The sequence below is a fragment of the Acinetobacter sp. 129952 genome, from assembly GCF_056642055.1.
The window spans coordinates 17,856-31,926 of the sequence record NZ_JBWVSU010000009.1 but is presented as its reverse complement, the minus strand read 5'-3'; the positions used below and the strand labels follow the sequence as shown (position 1 = coordinate 31,926).

Below are 14,071 nucleotides of genomic sequence, written 5' to 3'. Positions count from 1 at the left end.
TCAGCACAGGATGTTGCATGATGAATGATAAATCGCTAGACATAGACATGGTTGAAAGGACGATTCAACCGCCCAATCAAAGTTTTGAGCCTACACCGACAGAAACGGCCGTGCCGCTGTCTGAACAGATTGAACCACCACCGGAAAGCAGCACCTATCAATGGTATGTGGTGGTCATTTGTATGGTGGCTTACATTCTGTCATTTGTAGACCGTCAAATTTTATCCTTAATGATTGAACCGATTAAAGCCGATTTAATGCTAAGCGATACCCAGTTCAGCCTGTTACAGGGTCTAGCCTTCTCCTTGTTTTATGCCATTATGGGTCTGCCCATTGCCGCGCTGGCGGATCAAAAGTCCCGGATTAAAATTATTGCGACCGGGATTGCATTCTGGAGCCTCGCTACAGCGGCCTGTGGTCTCAGTAAAAACTTTATTCAAATGTTTATTGCACGTTTGAGTGTGGGTGCCGGTGAAGCTGCGCTTTCCCCTGCCTTTTATTCAATCGTTGCCGATTTATTTCCCAAAGATAAATTAGGCCGTGCACTCGGGGTATATGCGATTGGTGCCTTTATTGGTTCGGGTTTAGCTTTCCTGATTGGCGGCTATGTGATTGGCCTGCTAAAAGATGTCAGCTTCGTGGCTTTACCGCTCATTGGTGAAGTAAAAACCTGGCAACTTACCTTTATGATTGTGGGTCTACCAGGCGTATTGCTGGCCCTGCTGATGGTTTTGACGGTGCGTGAGCCTGCACGTAAGGGCATGAAAGTCGGTCAGGATGGTCAGGTCATTAAAGCCTCTTTCAAAAATTCGATCGGTTTTATCAAGACACATAAAAAGACCTTTTTCTGTCATTTTATCGGCTTTTCTTTTTACACCATGATGCTGTATTCGCTGCTGGGCTGGGCACCTGCCTATTACATGCGTAATTTCGGTCTGGATGCGAGTCAAACCGGTTATATCCTTGGGACGATTATTTTAGTGGCAAATACCTCTGGTGCCCTGTTCTGTGGCTGGCTGATCGACTTCTTTTCAAAGCGTGGCTATAGCGATGCTGCAATTCGTACCGGTGCCATTGGCTGTGCGGCGCTGATTATTCCGAGTGTGCTGTTTACTCAGGTCGATAATATGCAGCTTTCATTTGCGCTGATTTTTGTGGCGATGTTCTTCTCCACTTTCCCGATTCCTGCATCCGCTGCTGCTACGCAAATGCTGACACCAAACCAGTTACGAGCCCAGGTCTCTGCCAAGTTTCTGCTAATTTCAAATCTGATTGCCTTAGGCATCGGAACCACCGCAGTGGCGTTGATCACGGATAAATATTTTCAGAACACGATGATGGTTGGTAATTCTATTTCGATCGTCAATGCCATTGCCGGAGTGATTGGCTTCTTCTTGTTGTATAAGGGCTGTCAGTATTATCGTGAGAGTATGAAAGTCGAAAAACTGGCTGACTAAAATAGCTGGATATTAATCAGCCATCTTAAGCTTCACTGTGAAAGGCCTTTAATCCACATTAAAGGCCTTTTTTATATCCATTCCACAAGCTCAATTTTCAAGTTCTCAAATTTCAATTCTCCCTCCAACCTAGACAGGCTGGCTAAAAAAACGTATAACACCGTTTTAAATTTACAGGTGTGCACCGTTGAAACTTGTGCTTGCTCCCATGGAAGGCTTAACCGATCCGATTATGCGTGATGTGCTGACATCCGTAGGTAGCTTTGACTGGTGCGTGACCGAGTTTATCCGTGTCACCGACTCTATCCTGCCCGATCATGTTTATCACAGTTACTGCCCGGAATTGCTCAATGATGGCAAGACGGCGGCGGGTACGCCGGTACATGTGCAGTTTCTGGGAAATAATCCGGAAATGCTGGCAGCAAATGCAGCCAAAGTTGCCGCGATGGGTGCACCGGCAATCGACCTGAATTTTGGTTGTCCTGCGAAAACCGTGAACCGTCATCGTGGTGGTTCAGTCCTGCTAGATGAACCCGAAGTGGTGCATGAGCTGGTTAAAGCCGTGCGTGATGCCGTTCCTGCACATATTCCGGTTTCCGCCAAAATGCGTCTGGGTTATATGGACCGTAATTTTATGCTGGAAAATGCGCATGCCATTGAAGATGCCGGGGCAGCCTGGGTCACCGTTCATGCACGTACCAAAGCCGATGGCTACACTCCGCCAGCATTCTGGGACCAGTTACAACCGATTCGTGAAGCACTCAAGATCAATGTGATCGCCAATGGTGAAATCTGGAACAATACCGATGCCAAACAGTGTCGACTAGAATCTGGCTGCGAAGACCTGATGATTGGCCGTGGTGCGGTGACCACACCCGACCTGACTCAATGTATCCGTCAAAATTCGGATGCACCTTTGCTGAACTGGAATGAACTGCTGCAACTGCAAATTCGTTTTATCAACGGTCCAGCCAAAACTGAGATCGGGATGGTCGGTCGTTACAAGCAATGGCTCGGCATGATGTCGAAACATTATCCTGAAGCCAAAGCATTATGGGACGAAGTAAAACGGATTAAAGTTCTGGCTGAGATTACCGAAAAACTGAAAGCTTCAAATATTTAACACTAAAAAGCCTTTGAATCATTCAAAGGCTTTTTTATGGGCTCGTAAAAGCTTATGACTGCTTAGGCTGTTTTGAATACCACTTCGAAATAAATCCAATCACAAAGTATGAATAGATTAATTTCTACTAGCAGAACATCCATATTCTAATTTTTCATTTGTTTTAAATTTTTAGATATTAAAGTTCTTTCATAAATCATTTTTTATAATTACTACAAAGGAAATACCCTCTCCTTGTAGGAGAGGGCGAGGGAGAGGTTTTTACCCCCTCATCTCCTTGCTAAGCAGTGCTTCTTATCCCAGAGGGAGAAGGAACTTTTAATATTCATTTTAAAATGAATAGAACGATCATTTTTTGATTTATAAAAGAGATTTATGAATGCGTCCGCTCAATATTTAACAGGATTTCTTTTTTATCCAAACCACCGGCAAATCCTACCAGCTTGCCACTGCGACCAATCACCCGATGACAGGGTGCAATAATCGAAATCGGGTTTTTGCCATTGGCTGCACCCACGGCACGTACTGCCTTGATATTACCCACCTGTTCAGCAATGTCGCGATAGCTTCGGGTCTGTCCGTAGGGAATATTCAGTAGCGCCTGCCAAACCTTTTTCTGAAAATCAGTACCTGCAAAGTCCAAAGGCAGGTCAAAAACATTGCGCTGACCAGCAAAATATTCTTGGAGCTGATGTCTGGTTTCAATCAATACCGGATGCTGCGGATCTTCAACCAAGGTCGCCATTTTCACCCGATTCGGCTGTTCACAGTCCCAAAGCACAGCTACCAGTGCGGTTTCATTCGCGACCAGTTGCAGCTGACCTACGGGAGAATCCATATAGAGATAACTTAAGTTCATGATGGCGCCCTGTCCCAATCGCTGGAGTTCATTTTCTATATTAACCCAGTTCACCGAGACAAGCAGAAACAAATTATGAAGAGGATACTTTCATCAGCACCAGACCGGAAATGATGAGTACGGCAGCCAGCATACGCAACGCTGTAGCGGGTTCACCCAAAACCCAAATACCGATGAGAAATGAACCCACTGCACCAATCCCGGTCCAGATCGTATAGGCTGTACCTAGCGGCAAAGTACGCATCGCATAAGCCAGTAAAGCAAAACTCAGTACCATGAAGACAATGGTAATAATACTTGGGGTAAGTCTGGTAAATCCTTCAGACAGCTTCATCGAATATGCCCAAACGATTTCAAAAATACCCGCAAGAATAAGTACGATCCAGGCCATGCAGCCTCCTCCTTTTATATAAGAATCAGGCCGTCCTGACGATTTTTCCTGTAAATTCCGATACGTAATTCACAAGGGAGGTCGTTCCTCCTCAATATCTAGATATAGAAATTTTATTAATTCGCGTGCCAACAATGTGGTCAGTGTTACAAAACATGACTTATCGAGATACAACTTAACTTTGTCTTACTCAAATCTTCACGACATTCATGGCTACTCTGGTTATAGTAGATTTTGAAAATGCCAAGTCAGAAATAGTTCTAATAATCGGGCAATTCATTCACAACAATTACATGAGAATGGACTCAGAATATTAAGTTATACACATCAATTAAATTTAAACTTTGTCTGGAGAAATTACATAATGAAACACAAATATACGACACATTGATCACTTTTTGCCTGGTTCCATTATCAACCTATGGTGAATAAACAACCACCAAAGACAAGAGTTATAGGCGATAAAAAAGAACCCAATTTGAGTTCTTTTTATACAAATTTTGTCTAAATCGCAATCAATCAGGCTACAAACGATTACATTTTATGCAACATATCCATATGGTTATCAACATAGATATCTACACACTTATCCATAAAGTTATCCACATATTTATGCACTTATGAGTTTTTAACGATTACAGTTGAACCTGCCCTACTCTCGCTAATTCCGTACGCATTTCATCAATCACAGCTTTATAATCCGGCTTGCCAAAAATAGCTGAACCAGCTACAAACATATCGGCACCCGCTTCGGCAATTTCACGAATGTTGCTTGGCGTAACGCCACCATCGATTTCCAGACGAATATCACGACCTGAAGCATCGATCAGTTTGCGTGCCTGACGCAATTTATCCAAAGTCATTGGAATAAATTTCTGTCCGCCAAAGCCCGGGTTCACGCTCATGAGCAGGATTTGATCGACTTTATCCAGCACATAATCCAGGTAATGCAATGGTGTTGCCGGATTAAATACCAGTCCCGCTTTTGCACCACCTGATTTGATCAACTGTAAAGAACGGTCAATATGATCAGAAGCTTCTGGATGAAAAGTAATGATATCAGCACCCGCTTCAAGGAAATCCCCGATCATGCGATCCACCGGCTTAACCATCAAATGCACATCAATGGGCGCCTTGATCCCATAATTTTTCAAGGCCTTACAAACACCTGCACCAAAAGTCAGGTTCGGCACATAATGGTTATCCATGACATCAAAATGGACAACGTCTGCACCTGCTTCCAACACGTTCTCGACTTCTTCACCTAAACGGGCAAAGTCAGCAGATAAAATAGAAGGGGCAATTAAATAAGGCTTGGACATGGGAGAACCTGGCTTGTTGAAATTGGATTTTTCCCATTATATCAAATCCGCTCCGGCTACTGTGATTCGATGTTGCAAGATTAAAACGCTGTGTAACGCTTTGGTGCTTATGCCGGCATCACCGCCTGGTTTAAAGTGCAGGGATAATGATGAATAGTGTAGAAAACTGATGAAAAGTATGGCCCATATCCAGACGCAACAAGCTTCACGAATTGCCAAACGCTTGGCCAATCACTGGAAACATAAATTTAATATTGATGAAACCGAACAAAATTTCCTGATTCATTTTCCAAATGCTGAAGTGATATTGGCTCCTGAACAGGATCATCTAACCGTAACGATTCAAAGCACAGATGAATTTACTGACCTGAATAAACTCGAAAATGTGGTTCTGGATCATCTGATCTGTATGGGACAGGAACATCTGACTGCCGACTGGCAAAGATAGGGACTAAAAAGCCTTGATGATCAAGACATAGCAATGATCAGAAACTAAATACGATGATTCGCTTGTTCATTAAAGGCATGAATACGCTGAATCCTTTTATCCAGTTCGGGATGTGATTCCAGATATTTTTTAAACTTCCCGATCAGGCGAATCCATTTCAGTTCGGTTTCTGTCAGATGCCGGTCTTTTCCATCGATATTGAGAGTGAAATTTTTCATTTTTAAGGTTTGTGATTCCTCTGCCAGTATTCTGGCATTTTCCACCCGCTGCAAAAAATTAGACAAGTGAATACTGGAAATCTGCTGTTGATGCCAATGCTGCATGGCATAGTCATCGGCATCCAGTTCAATCGCCTGCGAATATCCGGCATCGGTCAGGACCACTACAGATGCGGTGACCACATCACTTAAATCTCCAGTTACAAAGGCAAACAGTCCCGCCACACCCAGATTAGAAATCACTTTTTGCATGCTGTGCTTCTGTACCAGATGGCCTTGTTCGTGGGCCAGTACTGCGAGGACTTCCTCATCGGTGCCGCTGATTTTCACCAGTTCATCAGTCACAATAATGGTGTTATTCGGGATGGCTGCGGCATTCATGCCCATGCTTGATCCACCTTGACGGAAAATAATTTTTGCAGGTTTTCCTACAGCAATCTTTTGTTCATACAAAGTTTTTAATCGCATCTGCTGTTCTGCCGGGAGTGTACTTGGCTGGGTCTGGGCAATTAACTGCTGCTCTGTCCGGTTGCCTACTTCAACCAGAGTCTGCTCCGGAAGAAGTTTTGCCAGCTGTTTGGCACTATAAGGAATCCCCCATTTTAAAATCACAATCACTGCACTAATCACGATGATCATGGAAAAGAAAATTAGGATCGGTGAACGTTCAAACTTCCAGATTGCATGATAAATATCTTTATGTTTAATCCCGAGCCAATGTGGCGCTTTGCTTAAAAACTCAATCCGACGCTCTTCAGGCAGCTCAATAATCGGTTTACGACCACCGACACCACCAATGTAGGCCATGTCCGGATAAGAAAAATAAAAATCTGCAGCGCTAACTTGTACTGGAACATCCTCATCAAGTTTCAAGGCAATCCCTTGTTGCTGATCCGGTACAATCCAGGCACGACGGGCTTCAGCGAGAATTCCATCATAAAACTTAACTTCGACAGGTCGTTTCATCACATTTACTCCTATAGCGACGCATCGAAATCAAATACGTCCAGGATTTCATCGGCCAAAGCACTCGGGTCAGGTTGCAAGATATGCTCAAGATTGGTTTCATCTTCAGCCACATATAGTTCTAAGTGTTTTAACTGATATTCATATAAACGGATGGCAGCCCAAGGCGTCATTAAGCCCAGACTAAGAACACGCACTATCCAGTTGCTCAGCACAATCCAGCTATAACGCCATGTCGTGACCCGTGTTTTAAAGTAACTTTGACCGAGCTCCACATGATTCCAGGTAATGAGGTATAAACGTGCAGAAATGACCGGCCAGACCAGCGCCAGGCAAAGCAGATAGCTAAGCAGTAAACCCAGACTAAACAAATTGGTCCCTATCCGGTCTACCCAGTACACCACTGCTGCAAGCCAGCCAATACCAAACAGCAGGCAAAGACTCAAGGGCAGATAAACGGCAGACATAAACTTGGACCAGTTAATATTCAGCTTGAATTGCAACTGACCAATCGATAAATGATTAAAGCAATAGCGTTTATAGAGCCAGATCATCACCGGACTAAACAGCAGCAAAGTAAAGATATTGAGCAGGATGGCTAGAAATAAGACCCTATAAGCCTCGCGGTTGCTGCCATTAAAATAAAAACGCACATTGCCATATTTGCTATTTCTAGCCTTGAATTTCAGCGTCATCCGAATGAGCCAGGGCAAACACAGCGCAGCGACCATCAATAAAGAACTGGTGGCAAGGATTGAATAGTTGGTCAGTACAACGGTGACCAGATACAGTTCCAGTGCAAACAGACGACCCAGCAGGATCCGGCTCGGCATGGCCACAAAGTCGAAGCGATGTTTTAAAAATTGGGTATTGCCGTAGAAATAACGCATACGGCGTGCTTTGGCCCAAGGGCTGTACAAGGTCAATGTCACAATGGTCAGCATCAGATTCACCATCCAGATACCAAAATATTCGGATGCACTGCCATGAAATCTGAATCCATATCGCTGATATTTCGGTCTGACCGAAGGCGTGGCTTCAGTCGAAAAACTTGAAGCAGCTGGAAATAATGACTCACTGACACGAATACCGTCTGCTGTCTGCTGCATGACGACCCCAATTTTTTATACTTTTATACATCTGATATTAAAAGAAAAACCCCCAGAATGTAAAAACATTTTGGAGGTTTTTTAATCTTTTTGGCTTTGCTACATATCTGCAGTCCTACTTTAAGGATTTAACTGCACGGCATGGAATTGCAAATGATCATCTACGAAACTTTGAATAAAGTAATAACCATGATCATAGCCCTGATGTTCACGCAAAGTGAGCGGCTGGTTCACGCCATCACAAGCCTGCTGGAACAGGGCTGGATTAAGCTGGTTATAGAACTGGTCTGAAAAACCCTGATCAATCAGGATATCGCCAAACAATGCGCCCTTTTCCTGAACCAAAGCGGTCGCATCATGTTTCAGCCATTCCTCTTTTTCAGTACCCAAATAATTCGAGAATGCTTTGTCTCCCCATGGGCACTGACTCGGCGCACAAATTGGTGCAAAGGCTGAAACAGATTTAAATTTTTCTGGATATTTAAATGCCAGAGTCAATGCGCCATGACCACCCATAGAGTGGCCGAAGATGCCGATCTTGCCGGGATGGATTACGAACTCCTCAGTAACCAGTGCATAGAGTTCATCGACTATAAAGCTTTCCATCTGATAATGTTCAACCCAAGGCGCCTGGGTAGCATTGATATAAAAACTTGCACCCTGACCGATATCCCAGTTGTCGCCTTCTGCCACGCCTTCACCACGTGGTGAGGTATCAGGTGTAATCAAAATCAAGCCAAGCTGTGCCGCCAAACGCTGTGCATGCGCCTTGATGGCAAAGGTTTCTTCGGTACAGGTCAAACCAGCCAGATAGAATAATGCAGGACAGCTGTGACCTTCTAAAGCTTGAGGCGGCAGAAAAATGCCAAACTTGGTCGGGGTTTTAAGATAGCGCGAATCAAAACGATAAATCCGCTGTTCACCTTCAAAGCTTCTATTGTTCTGTATAAGTTCCATGGCTATTCCTTATTATTACAACCGGTCTGTGGATGACATTGATCTAGGGAGATGCTGTTGCCGTACTGTTCTGGGGAAATAAACGTTGCTCCAGTTGTGGCAACATCAATTCCATATTCTTGCCGATGACCCATTGCGGTTCTGATGGCTCAAAGCCTTGAGCCGATTCCCATTTTGCTACAGTATCTGTGGCCTGTGCGAAAGCGCTTTGCAAGCTGCTATTTTCACGCATGGCTTCATCAAAGAACGCACGACCAAAATAGGTATAATCCGCTTCATTCGAACAGCCAAAAGACTGACGGTCGGCTGCAGAAGCCGTAATCACCAAAGTATTGTCATTCTGTAAGGCTGAAGCAAAACTGCCTGAAAAACATGCCGAGATTACGATCACGCGCCAGCGGATTCCGGAGGCATCCAGTGTTTCACGCAACCATTTTGGATCGACCTGCGCCAGATCCAGCGGTGCATTTTCCATTTCGAACACATTCGGCAAACCGTGAGAGGTCATATATAAAAACAGCACATCACTTTCACGGTTCATCTGCTGCCCCATACGGCGCAATGCCAGCTCCATACTGGTTTTGGAAGCAATCGGCATGGTGGTACGTGTCGCTGGATGATTGACCAAGGCAATCGATCGGCCAAAAGTACCAAAACGGGTATCAAACTGTTCTTTAATCCGCTCGACTTCAGAATGGAATACATCCTGATAGCTCGCTCCAGCCACTCCCATGAAATACCAGTGCGACTGTGCGAATTCACCATATTCGATATTTTCCAGCGCTTTGTTCAGCAGAGTTGGCTGGGCATAGAAAGCATCTTCGGCAAAACTCGGTGGAATTTCTTCGACTTTCCAGATCGGCTGATCTTTGACTGAAATCTGCCAAACTACTAGCGTAAACAAAGTCGCCAGCATAATCAGCGCACGTTCCCACCACGGCCATTTTAATTCACGTGAAATCACCCAGACCACTGCCAGACTTTGCCAGACAAACAGCATGACAAAGAGCGTTGGAATATAGTCGTAAAGGATATAAGGCAGATAATCCAGATCACCCAGATACTGAATCAGACACTGGAACAGCATGATATGGGTATCTAACACCAACCATAACAAGGCTGGCACCAGCATCAAGCGTGGATTATTGACCCGTTGCGAAAGAAAAATACCGACAATCAGGGCAATGAAAGGCCAAAGTGCATAACTGATCAGACCTTGAGAGTTAAAATCTCCCATACGGCCTGAACTGAGCCAGCTAAACAAACTGTTGGCGCAGCCACCCAAGATCCCCCAGAACACCAATTGCATGATGGATGGACGGACCAGTTGTAAAGAACGCCTCGACCCCAGAAATAACCACATCCCGGCAATTTGGTTGCTCTTAAAATCGTGCCAAAAATTAATGGAGGGTTTAAAGTCGATCATAGGATTTCAAGGAGATGAGTGGCTCGCTAATGTGCTGAATAAGTTTATGCTTGATAAGTATTTAATCAATGCTAATTTTAAATATATAACAAATCTTTGCTTAATAAAGAAGCCATTATCCTATTCAGCTACAAGTTCATGCTGAAAATACGCATCAAAGCGACAAGCATCGCCTTGCCATTGATGATTTGGCTCTTTTCCAGCCAGAAATACCGCCAGACGCGGACGTTTGACCACGACACGCTTGCCAATTTTCTGTGCCAGTTCTAAAAGGTTATCGCCCAGATCCATTTCACCATCTTCAGGCAATAACATATGCAACAGCTGCATCTGTTTTTTGACCTGTGCCTGCTTTTTGACTGCCTGCTGATTTTGATCCCGCTGTGGGAACATTGGATCAAGATAAACCACATCAACAATCTGCTGCTGCTCGGCCTGCTGTTTTAAATAATCGGCTGAATCAGAAAAGACCAAATTAATCCGCGACACGACCTGACTCAGGAATGCATCCGACTGGGCACGTGTATGGCTATCTTCAAGCAAGGTGAACAGAATCGGATGCCGTTCAACCAGGGTGACTTGCGCACCTAAATGTGCCATCAACAGACTGTCATGCCCTAGACCCGCAGTCGCATCGACTAAGCTTGGTTTTTCACTTAAATTACAGGCGCGTGCAATCATTTCCGATTTCAACGATGCGCGTTTTAAACGCCCGGTTTCCGCTTGCCAGTCCGGTTGCATCTTCATGCCGTTGGCACATAACCAGAGTCCGTCAGCATCGACACAGAGTGCCAGTTCAGGATTTAAACGGAAAAAACGTGTATTGAGTTTTTCAACAGTTTCAATCTCGACCTGCACCCCACGAGAAGAAAGCACAGCCTCAAAGTGCTGTGCTTTCTCTTGATAGTCAGATTCGGTATATAAGCGAATCGCGCTTACCATAGTTTCCAACCCGTATAGGCAAATAATAAAATTAGCAGACCCGAAGCAATACGATACCAGGCAAAGATCATAAAGTCGCGTTTGGCCACATAAGCGACCAGCGCTCGGATTAATATCAATGCCGAGATAAAGGAAACCAGAAGCCCAACTCCGATCACGGTCCAGTCTTCAGTCGTATTTAAGACATCATAGCTTTGATAAAGATCCAGCAGGCCAGCACCGATAATGACCGGAATACCCAAGAAAAATGAGAATTCAGTCGCTGCCTTACGGGACACACCTAGGAACATTGCACCGATAATGGTTGCGCCTGAACGGGAAGTTCCCGGTATCAAGGATAAAACCTGAATCAGGCCAATCCAGATCGCATCTCTAATGCTGAGTTCTTCAACTTCATGCACACGGACTTGTGGTGGATTCTTTTCAATCCAGATAATGATCAAACCACCGACGATCAAACCAATGGCGATGGCAATATCATTAAACAGTAATTGTTTGACAGTTTGTCCCAAAGTCAGACCAATCAATATAATCGGAATAGAAGCCAGAATCAGGCCAATGCCTAAACGGCGACCTTGCGGTTCACCGCTGACAATCCCGGTCGCTGCACCCCAAAGACGTGCCCAATATTCATAAATAACGGCAGCAATTGCCCCCATCTGGATCGCGATGACAAATACATCACTCTTTTCCTTGGTCCAGAAATTCATTAATTCTGATGCCAAAATCAAATGGCCGGTACTGGAAATAGGCAAAAACTCGGTAATGCCTTCGATAATACCCATGATGGCCGCTTTGAGTAGCAGTAAAAGATCCATGCTTTATCCTAATTAATTATGCTTTACCTTGTTCTGGAATTTTTTTCCACGCGTTATCGCGTAAATATACGGGTAATGCCAATTCTGCACTGACCCAGTTTTCTGCTTGTGCCGCTGCACGTGCAATGCTGGCGATATCCTGTGCGGTCGCATGCACATCTTTATAAATTGAAGTTTCGCTTTGTACCAGTTCAGCACCTGAGCCAACCGGGGTAAAGCGCACAGCTTGGCTACCTGCTGCATAACTTAACAGTTGCTCATCATCGACCGGTTGCATAATCCCCTTCGCATCCAGTTGATAGCTCGCGATATAGACTTCGCTCATACGGGCATCCAATACCGCAGACACCTCAGTCAGACCATGTAAACGGTAGGCTGCTTGTGCCAAAGCCTGTAAAGTCGACACCGGAATCACAGGCAAGTCATTGGACCAAGCCAAGGCCTGAGTCACGGCAGCATTAATGCGGACACCGCTAAAAGAACCCGGACCACGACTAAAGGCAATCGCGGTCAAATCAGCAATGGCCAGCCCAAGATCTTGCAGACCTTGTTCAATCATCGGGAGAATCGTTTGCGTTTGTGCCTTGGCGCGCGCATCAAGCTGAAAAAATAGTTCTTGAGTATCATCGATTACAGAAACGGAACACTGCTCATTGGCAGTCTCCAATGCCAGCACTTTCATGCACAACCTTAATTCAGAGAATATAAAAAACGCGGATATGATACTCCACTCATATCCGCTACGCGAGATTTTCCCGAAACAGATACAAAAATGCCTAGAAAATCTAGGCTTATGATTCAATCAATAAAAGAGTGCCTTAGAATTGCACTTCTTCCAACTCCTGAAAGTTTTGAAAATGTTCAGCATAATGCATGGCGCTCATTGTTAATTTTTGAATACTGTCATCATCCAGCGTTTTCACCACTTTACCGGGTGAGCCCATCACCACGGAATTATCCGGAATGATCTTACCTTCAGGAATCAAGGCATTGGCCCCGATAATACAATTCTTGCCAATCACGGCATTGTTCAGAATGACGGCTTGAATTCCGATCAGGCTGTTATCTCCAATGGTACAGCCATGCAGCATGGCCTGATGCCCAATTGTCACATAATTGCCAATATTCATCTCAATGCCGGCATCCGTATGCAGTACTGCATTTTCCTGCACATTACTAAAGTCACCCAATTTAATTTTACTGTTATCTGCACGTACTACAGCCCCAAACCAGACACTGACTTGGCGCCCAAGTTCAACTTGCCCAATCACGGTTGCGGTTGGTGCCACCCAGCCATCCCATGGCTGATGTGTAGCGGTAGGTATATATCCCTGAAATTTGTACAACATTGATAAAATCCTGTTCAATGGTTAAAAAAATTTGGAGCGTTTAAAAGTTGGAGAATTAAGCAAGAATGGCCAGTCTTTTTTATAATCCAGCCCATATTGAAATAAAGAAATCAGCATACGTGCGGTCAAGCCCCAAACCACTTCATTTTCTACCCGCATACTTGGAAAATATAAAGATTGCTGGGCAAAGCGAACTTCATAAGGCGTAGGCGTCACTTCAAGCAAATGCTGCAATGAGGCAAAGAAAATCCGGTCGATTTCCGTCGGTTGTGGAATCAGCTTCACTTGCGGAGAAATCAGTCCCACAATCGGTTTGACCAGCATGCCATTGCGGGCTTTTTGCATCGGCAAATCACCCATTAAATGTACATCAAAAGGATTGAGTGCCGTTTCCTCATAGGCTTCTCTTAGAGCCACCACAATATTACTGGTATCTTGCGGATCGCGCTTGCCACCTGGAAATGAGACTTCTCCGGCATGATTATTCAAATAAGCTGAACGGCGCGTCAGCAATACTTTAGGGTCAGCTTCATCTGTAATTGCAATCAACACGGCAGCATGCGCAGATCGGATACGCTTGGAAAAACGTAATCGTTGCTGCAACCTTTGTGTCAATTCACATGCATCCATTCTCTCAGCCCTGACGATGATCATAATTTCATCATAGCTGATTTTAGTCGGGGCGG

General features: G+C 44.6%; 15 protein-coding genes. 3 read left to right on the top strand and 12 right to left on the bottom strand.

The features are described 5' to 3' along the window. The first annotated feature begins 17 nt into the window (after window positions 1-17). Together AC1IR0_RS11090 and AC1IR0_RS11085 are read left to right on the top strand one after the other, a co-directional pair. Entirely contained in the window at window positions 18-1,457 is a 1,440-nt protein-coding gene (locus tag AC1IR0_RS11090; protein WP_005172468.1) for a spinster family MFS transporter, read from the top strand. Between the two features lie 187 nt (window positions 1,458-1,644). Continuing rightward, complete coding sequence (locus AC1IR0_RS11085) at window positions 1,645-2,580, top strand: tRNA dihydrouridine synthase (RefSeq protein WP_409654710.1); 936 nt, start codon at window positions 1,645-1,647, stop codon at window positions 2,578-2,580. A gap of 373 nt (window positions 2,581-2,953) precedes the next feature. Here AC1IR0_RS11085 and AC1IR0_RS11080 read toward each other — a convergent pair whose 3' ends face one another. From AC1IR0_RS11080 to rpe, 3 genes are all read right to left on the bottom strand, one after another. Further along, complete coding sequence (locus AC1IR0_RS11080) at window positions 2,954-3,439, bottom strand: methylated-DNA--[protein]-cysteine S-methyltransferase (RefSeq protein ID WP_004730698.1); 486 nt, start codon at window positions 3,437-3,439, stop codon at window positions 2,954-2,956. Window positions 3,440-3,512: 73 nt separating this feature from the next. Continuing rightward, window positions 3,513-3,830 (bottom strand): DMT family transporter, encoded by a 318-nt coding sequence (locus AC1IR0_RS11075; protein WP_004279177.1) that lies wholly within the window; start codon window positions 3,828-3,830, stop codon window positions 3,513-3,515. A gap of 635 nt (window positions 3,831-4,465) precedes the next feature. After that, complete coding sequence (gene rpe / locus AC1IR0_RS11070) at window positions 4,466-5,152, bottom strand: ribulose-phosphate 3-epimerase (RefSeq protein WP_409654714.1); 687 nt, start codon at window positions 5,150-5,152, stop codon at window positions 4,466-4,468. Window positions 5,153-5,321: 169 nt separating this feature from the next. Between rpe and AC1IR0_RS11065 the strand changes: the two genes are divergently transcribed. After that, entirely contained in the window at window positions 5,322-5,600 is a 279-nt protein-coding gene (locus tag AC1IR0_RS11065) for a DUF2218 domain-containing protein (RefSeq protein WP_479741391.1), read from the top strand. A 44-nt stretch (window positions 5,601-5,644) separates the two neighbouring features. Here the strand turns inward: AC1IR0_RS11065 and AC1IR0_RS11060 are convergent, their stop codons facing one another. The 9 genes from AC1IR0_RS11060 to AC1IR0_RS11020 all read right to left on the bottom strand — a co-directional run bounded on the left by AC1IR0_RS11060 (window position 5,645) and on the right by AC1IR0_RS11020 (window position 14,015). Further along, window positions 5,645-6,784 carry a M48 family metallopeptidase gene (locus AC1IR0_RS11060; protein ID WP_409654717.1) on the bottom strand — a complete coding sequence of 380 codons (1,140 nt, stop codon included), beginning with the start codon at window positions 6,782-6,784 and terminating at the stop codon, window positions 5,645-5,647. An 11-nt stretch (window positions 6,785-6,795) separates the two neighbouring features. Next, the gene (locus AC1IR0_RS11055) at window positions 6,796-7,893 is read right to left on the bottom strand and encodes a YjgN family protein (RefSeq protein ID WP_479741390.1); all 1,098 of its coding nucleotides are present in this window, start codon (window positions 7,891-7,893) and stop codon (window positions 6,796-6,798) included. Between the two features lie 120 nt (window positions 7,894-8,013). Beyond that, window positions 8,014-8,850 carry an S-formylglutathione hydrolase gene (fghA, locus tag AC1IR0_RS11050; RefSeq protein ID WP_407595241.1) on the bottom strand — a complete coding sequence of 279 codons (837 nt, stop codon included), beginning with the start codon at window positions 8,848-8,850 and terminating at the stop codon, window positions 8,014-8,016. 43 nt (window positions 8,851-8,893) lie between these two features. Beyond that, a complete protein-coding gene (locus AC1IR0_RS11045; protein ID WP_121979674.1) occupies window positions 8,894-10,276 on the bottom strand; it encodes a C13 family peptidase in 1,383 nt (460 codons plus the stop codon). A 120-nt stretch (window positions 10,277-10,396) separates the two neighbouring features. Continuing rightward, window positions 10,397-11,218 (bottom strand): class I SAM-dependent methyltransferase, encoded by an 822-nt coding sequence (locus tag AC1IR0_RS11040; RefSeq protein WP_479741389.1) that lies wholly within the window; start codon window positions 11,216-11,218, stop codon window positions 10,397-10,399. Next, the gene (locus AC1IR0_RS11035; RefSeq protein ID WP_004279167.1) at window positions 11,212-12,036 is read right to left on the bottom strand and encodes an undecaprenyl-diphosphate phosphatase; all 825 of its coding nucleotides are present in this window, start codon (window positions 12,034-12,036) and stop codon (window positions 11,212-11,214) included. The genes AC1IR0_RS11040 and AC1IR0_RS11035 overlap by 7 nt, the downstream gene beginning before the upstream one ends. Before the next feature lie 16 nt (window positions 12,037-12,052). Further along, complete coding sequence (tsaB, locus tag AC1IR0_RS11030; RefSeq protein WP_164542795.1) at window positions 12,053-12,718, bottom strand: tRNA (adenosine(37)-N6)-threonylcarbamoyltransferase complex dimerization subunit type 1 TsaB; 666 nt, start codon at window positions 12,716-12,718, stop codon at window positions 12,053-12,055. 136 nt (window positions 12,719-12,854) lie between these two features. After that, on the bottom strand, window positions 12,855-13,382 hold the full coding sequence (locus AC1IR0_RS11025; RefSeq protein WP_409654763.1) for a gamma carbonic anhydrase family protein: 528 nt from the start codon (window positions 13,380-13,382) through the stop codon (window positions 12,855-12,857). 24 nt (window positions 13,383-13,406) lie between these two features. Beyond that, window positions 13,407-14,015, bottom strand: coding sequence for an NUDIX hydrolase (locus AC1IR0_RS11020; RefSeq protein ID WP_409654727.1), 609 nt, complete (start codon window positions 14,013-14,015; stop codon window positions 13,407-13,409). Window positions 14,016-14,071 lie beyond the last annotated feature (56 nt).

What these genes read in the sequence shown, in the direction of transcription:
- AC1IR0_RS11090 (WP_005172468.1), top strand. Translation starts at nt 18, where the DNA reads ATGATGAATGATAAATCGCTAGACATAGACATGGTTGAAAGGACGATT.
- AC1IR0_RS11080 (WP_004730698.1), bottom strand. Translation starts at nt 3,439, where the DNA reads ATGAACTTAAGTTATCTCTATATGGATTCTCCCGTAGGTCAGCTGCAA.
- AC1IR0_RS11075 (WP_004279177.1), bottom strand. Translation starts at nt 3,830, where the DNA reads ATGGCCTGGATCGTACTTATTCTTGCGGGTATTTTTGAAATCGTTTGG.
- rpe (WP_409654714.1), bottom strand. Translation starts at nt 5,152, where the DNA reads ATGTCCAAGCCTTATTTAATTGCCCCTTCTATTTTATCTGCTGACTTT.
- AC1IR0_RS11065 (WP_479741391.1), top strand. Translation starts at nt 5,322, where the DNA reads ATGAAAAGTATGGCCCATATCCAGACGCAACAAGCTTCACGAATTGCC.
- AC1IR0_RS11060 (WP_409654717.1), bottom strand. Translation starts at nt 6,784, where the DNA reads ATGAAACGACCTGTCGAAGTTAAGTTTTATGATGGAATTCTCGCTGAA.
- AC1IR0_RS11055 (WP_479741390.1), bottom strand. Translation starts at nt 7,893, where the DNA reads ATGCAGCAGACAGCAGACGGTATTCGTGTCAGTGAGTCATTATTTCCA.
- fghA (WP_407595241.1), bottom strand. Translation starts at nt 8,850, where the DNA reads ATGGAACTTATACAGAACAATAGAAGCTTTGAAGGTGAACAGCGGATT.
- AC1IR0_RS11045 (WP_121979674.1), bottom strand. Translation starts at nt 10,276, where the DNA reads ATGATCGACTTTAAACCCTCCATTAATTTTTGGCACGATTTTAAGAGC.
- AC1IR0_RS11040 (WP_479741389.1), bottom strand. Translation starts at nt 11,218, where the DNA reads ATGGTAAGCGCGATTCGCTTATATACCGAATCTGACTATCAAGAGAAA.
- AC1IR0_RS11035 (WP_004279167.1), bottom strand. Translation starts at nt 12,036, where the DNA reads ATGGATCTTTTACTGCTACTCAAAGCGGCCATCATGGGTATTATCGAA.
- tsaB (WP_164542795.1), bottom strand. Translation starts at nt 12,718, where the DNA reads ATGAAAGTGCTGGCATTGGAGACTGCCAATGAGCAGTGTTCCGTTTCT.
- AC1IR0_RS11020 (WP_409654727.1), bottom strand. Translation starts at nt 14,015, where the DNA reads ATGGATGCATGTGAATTGACACAAAGGTTGCAGCAACGATTACGTTTT.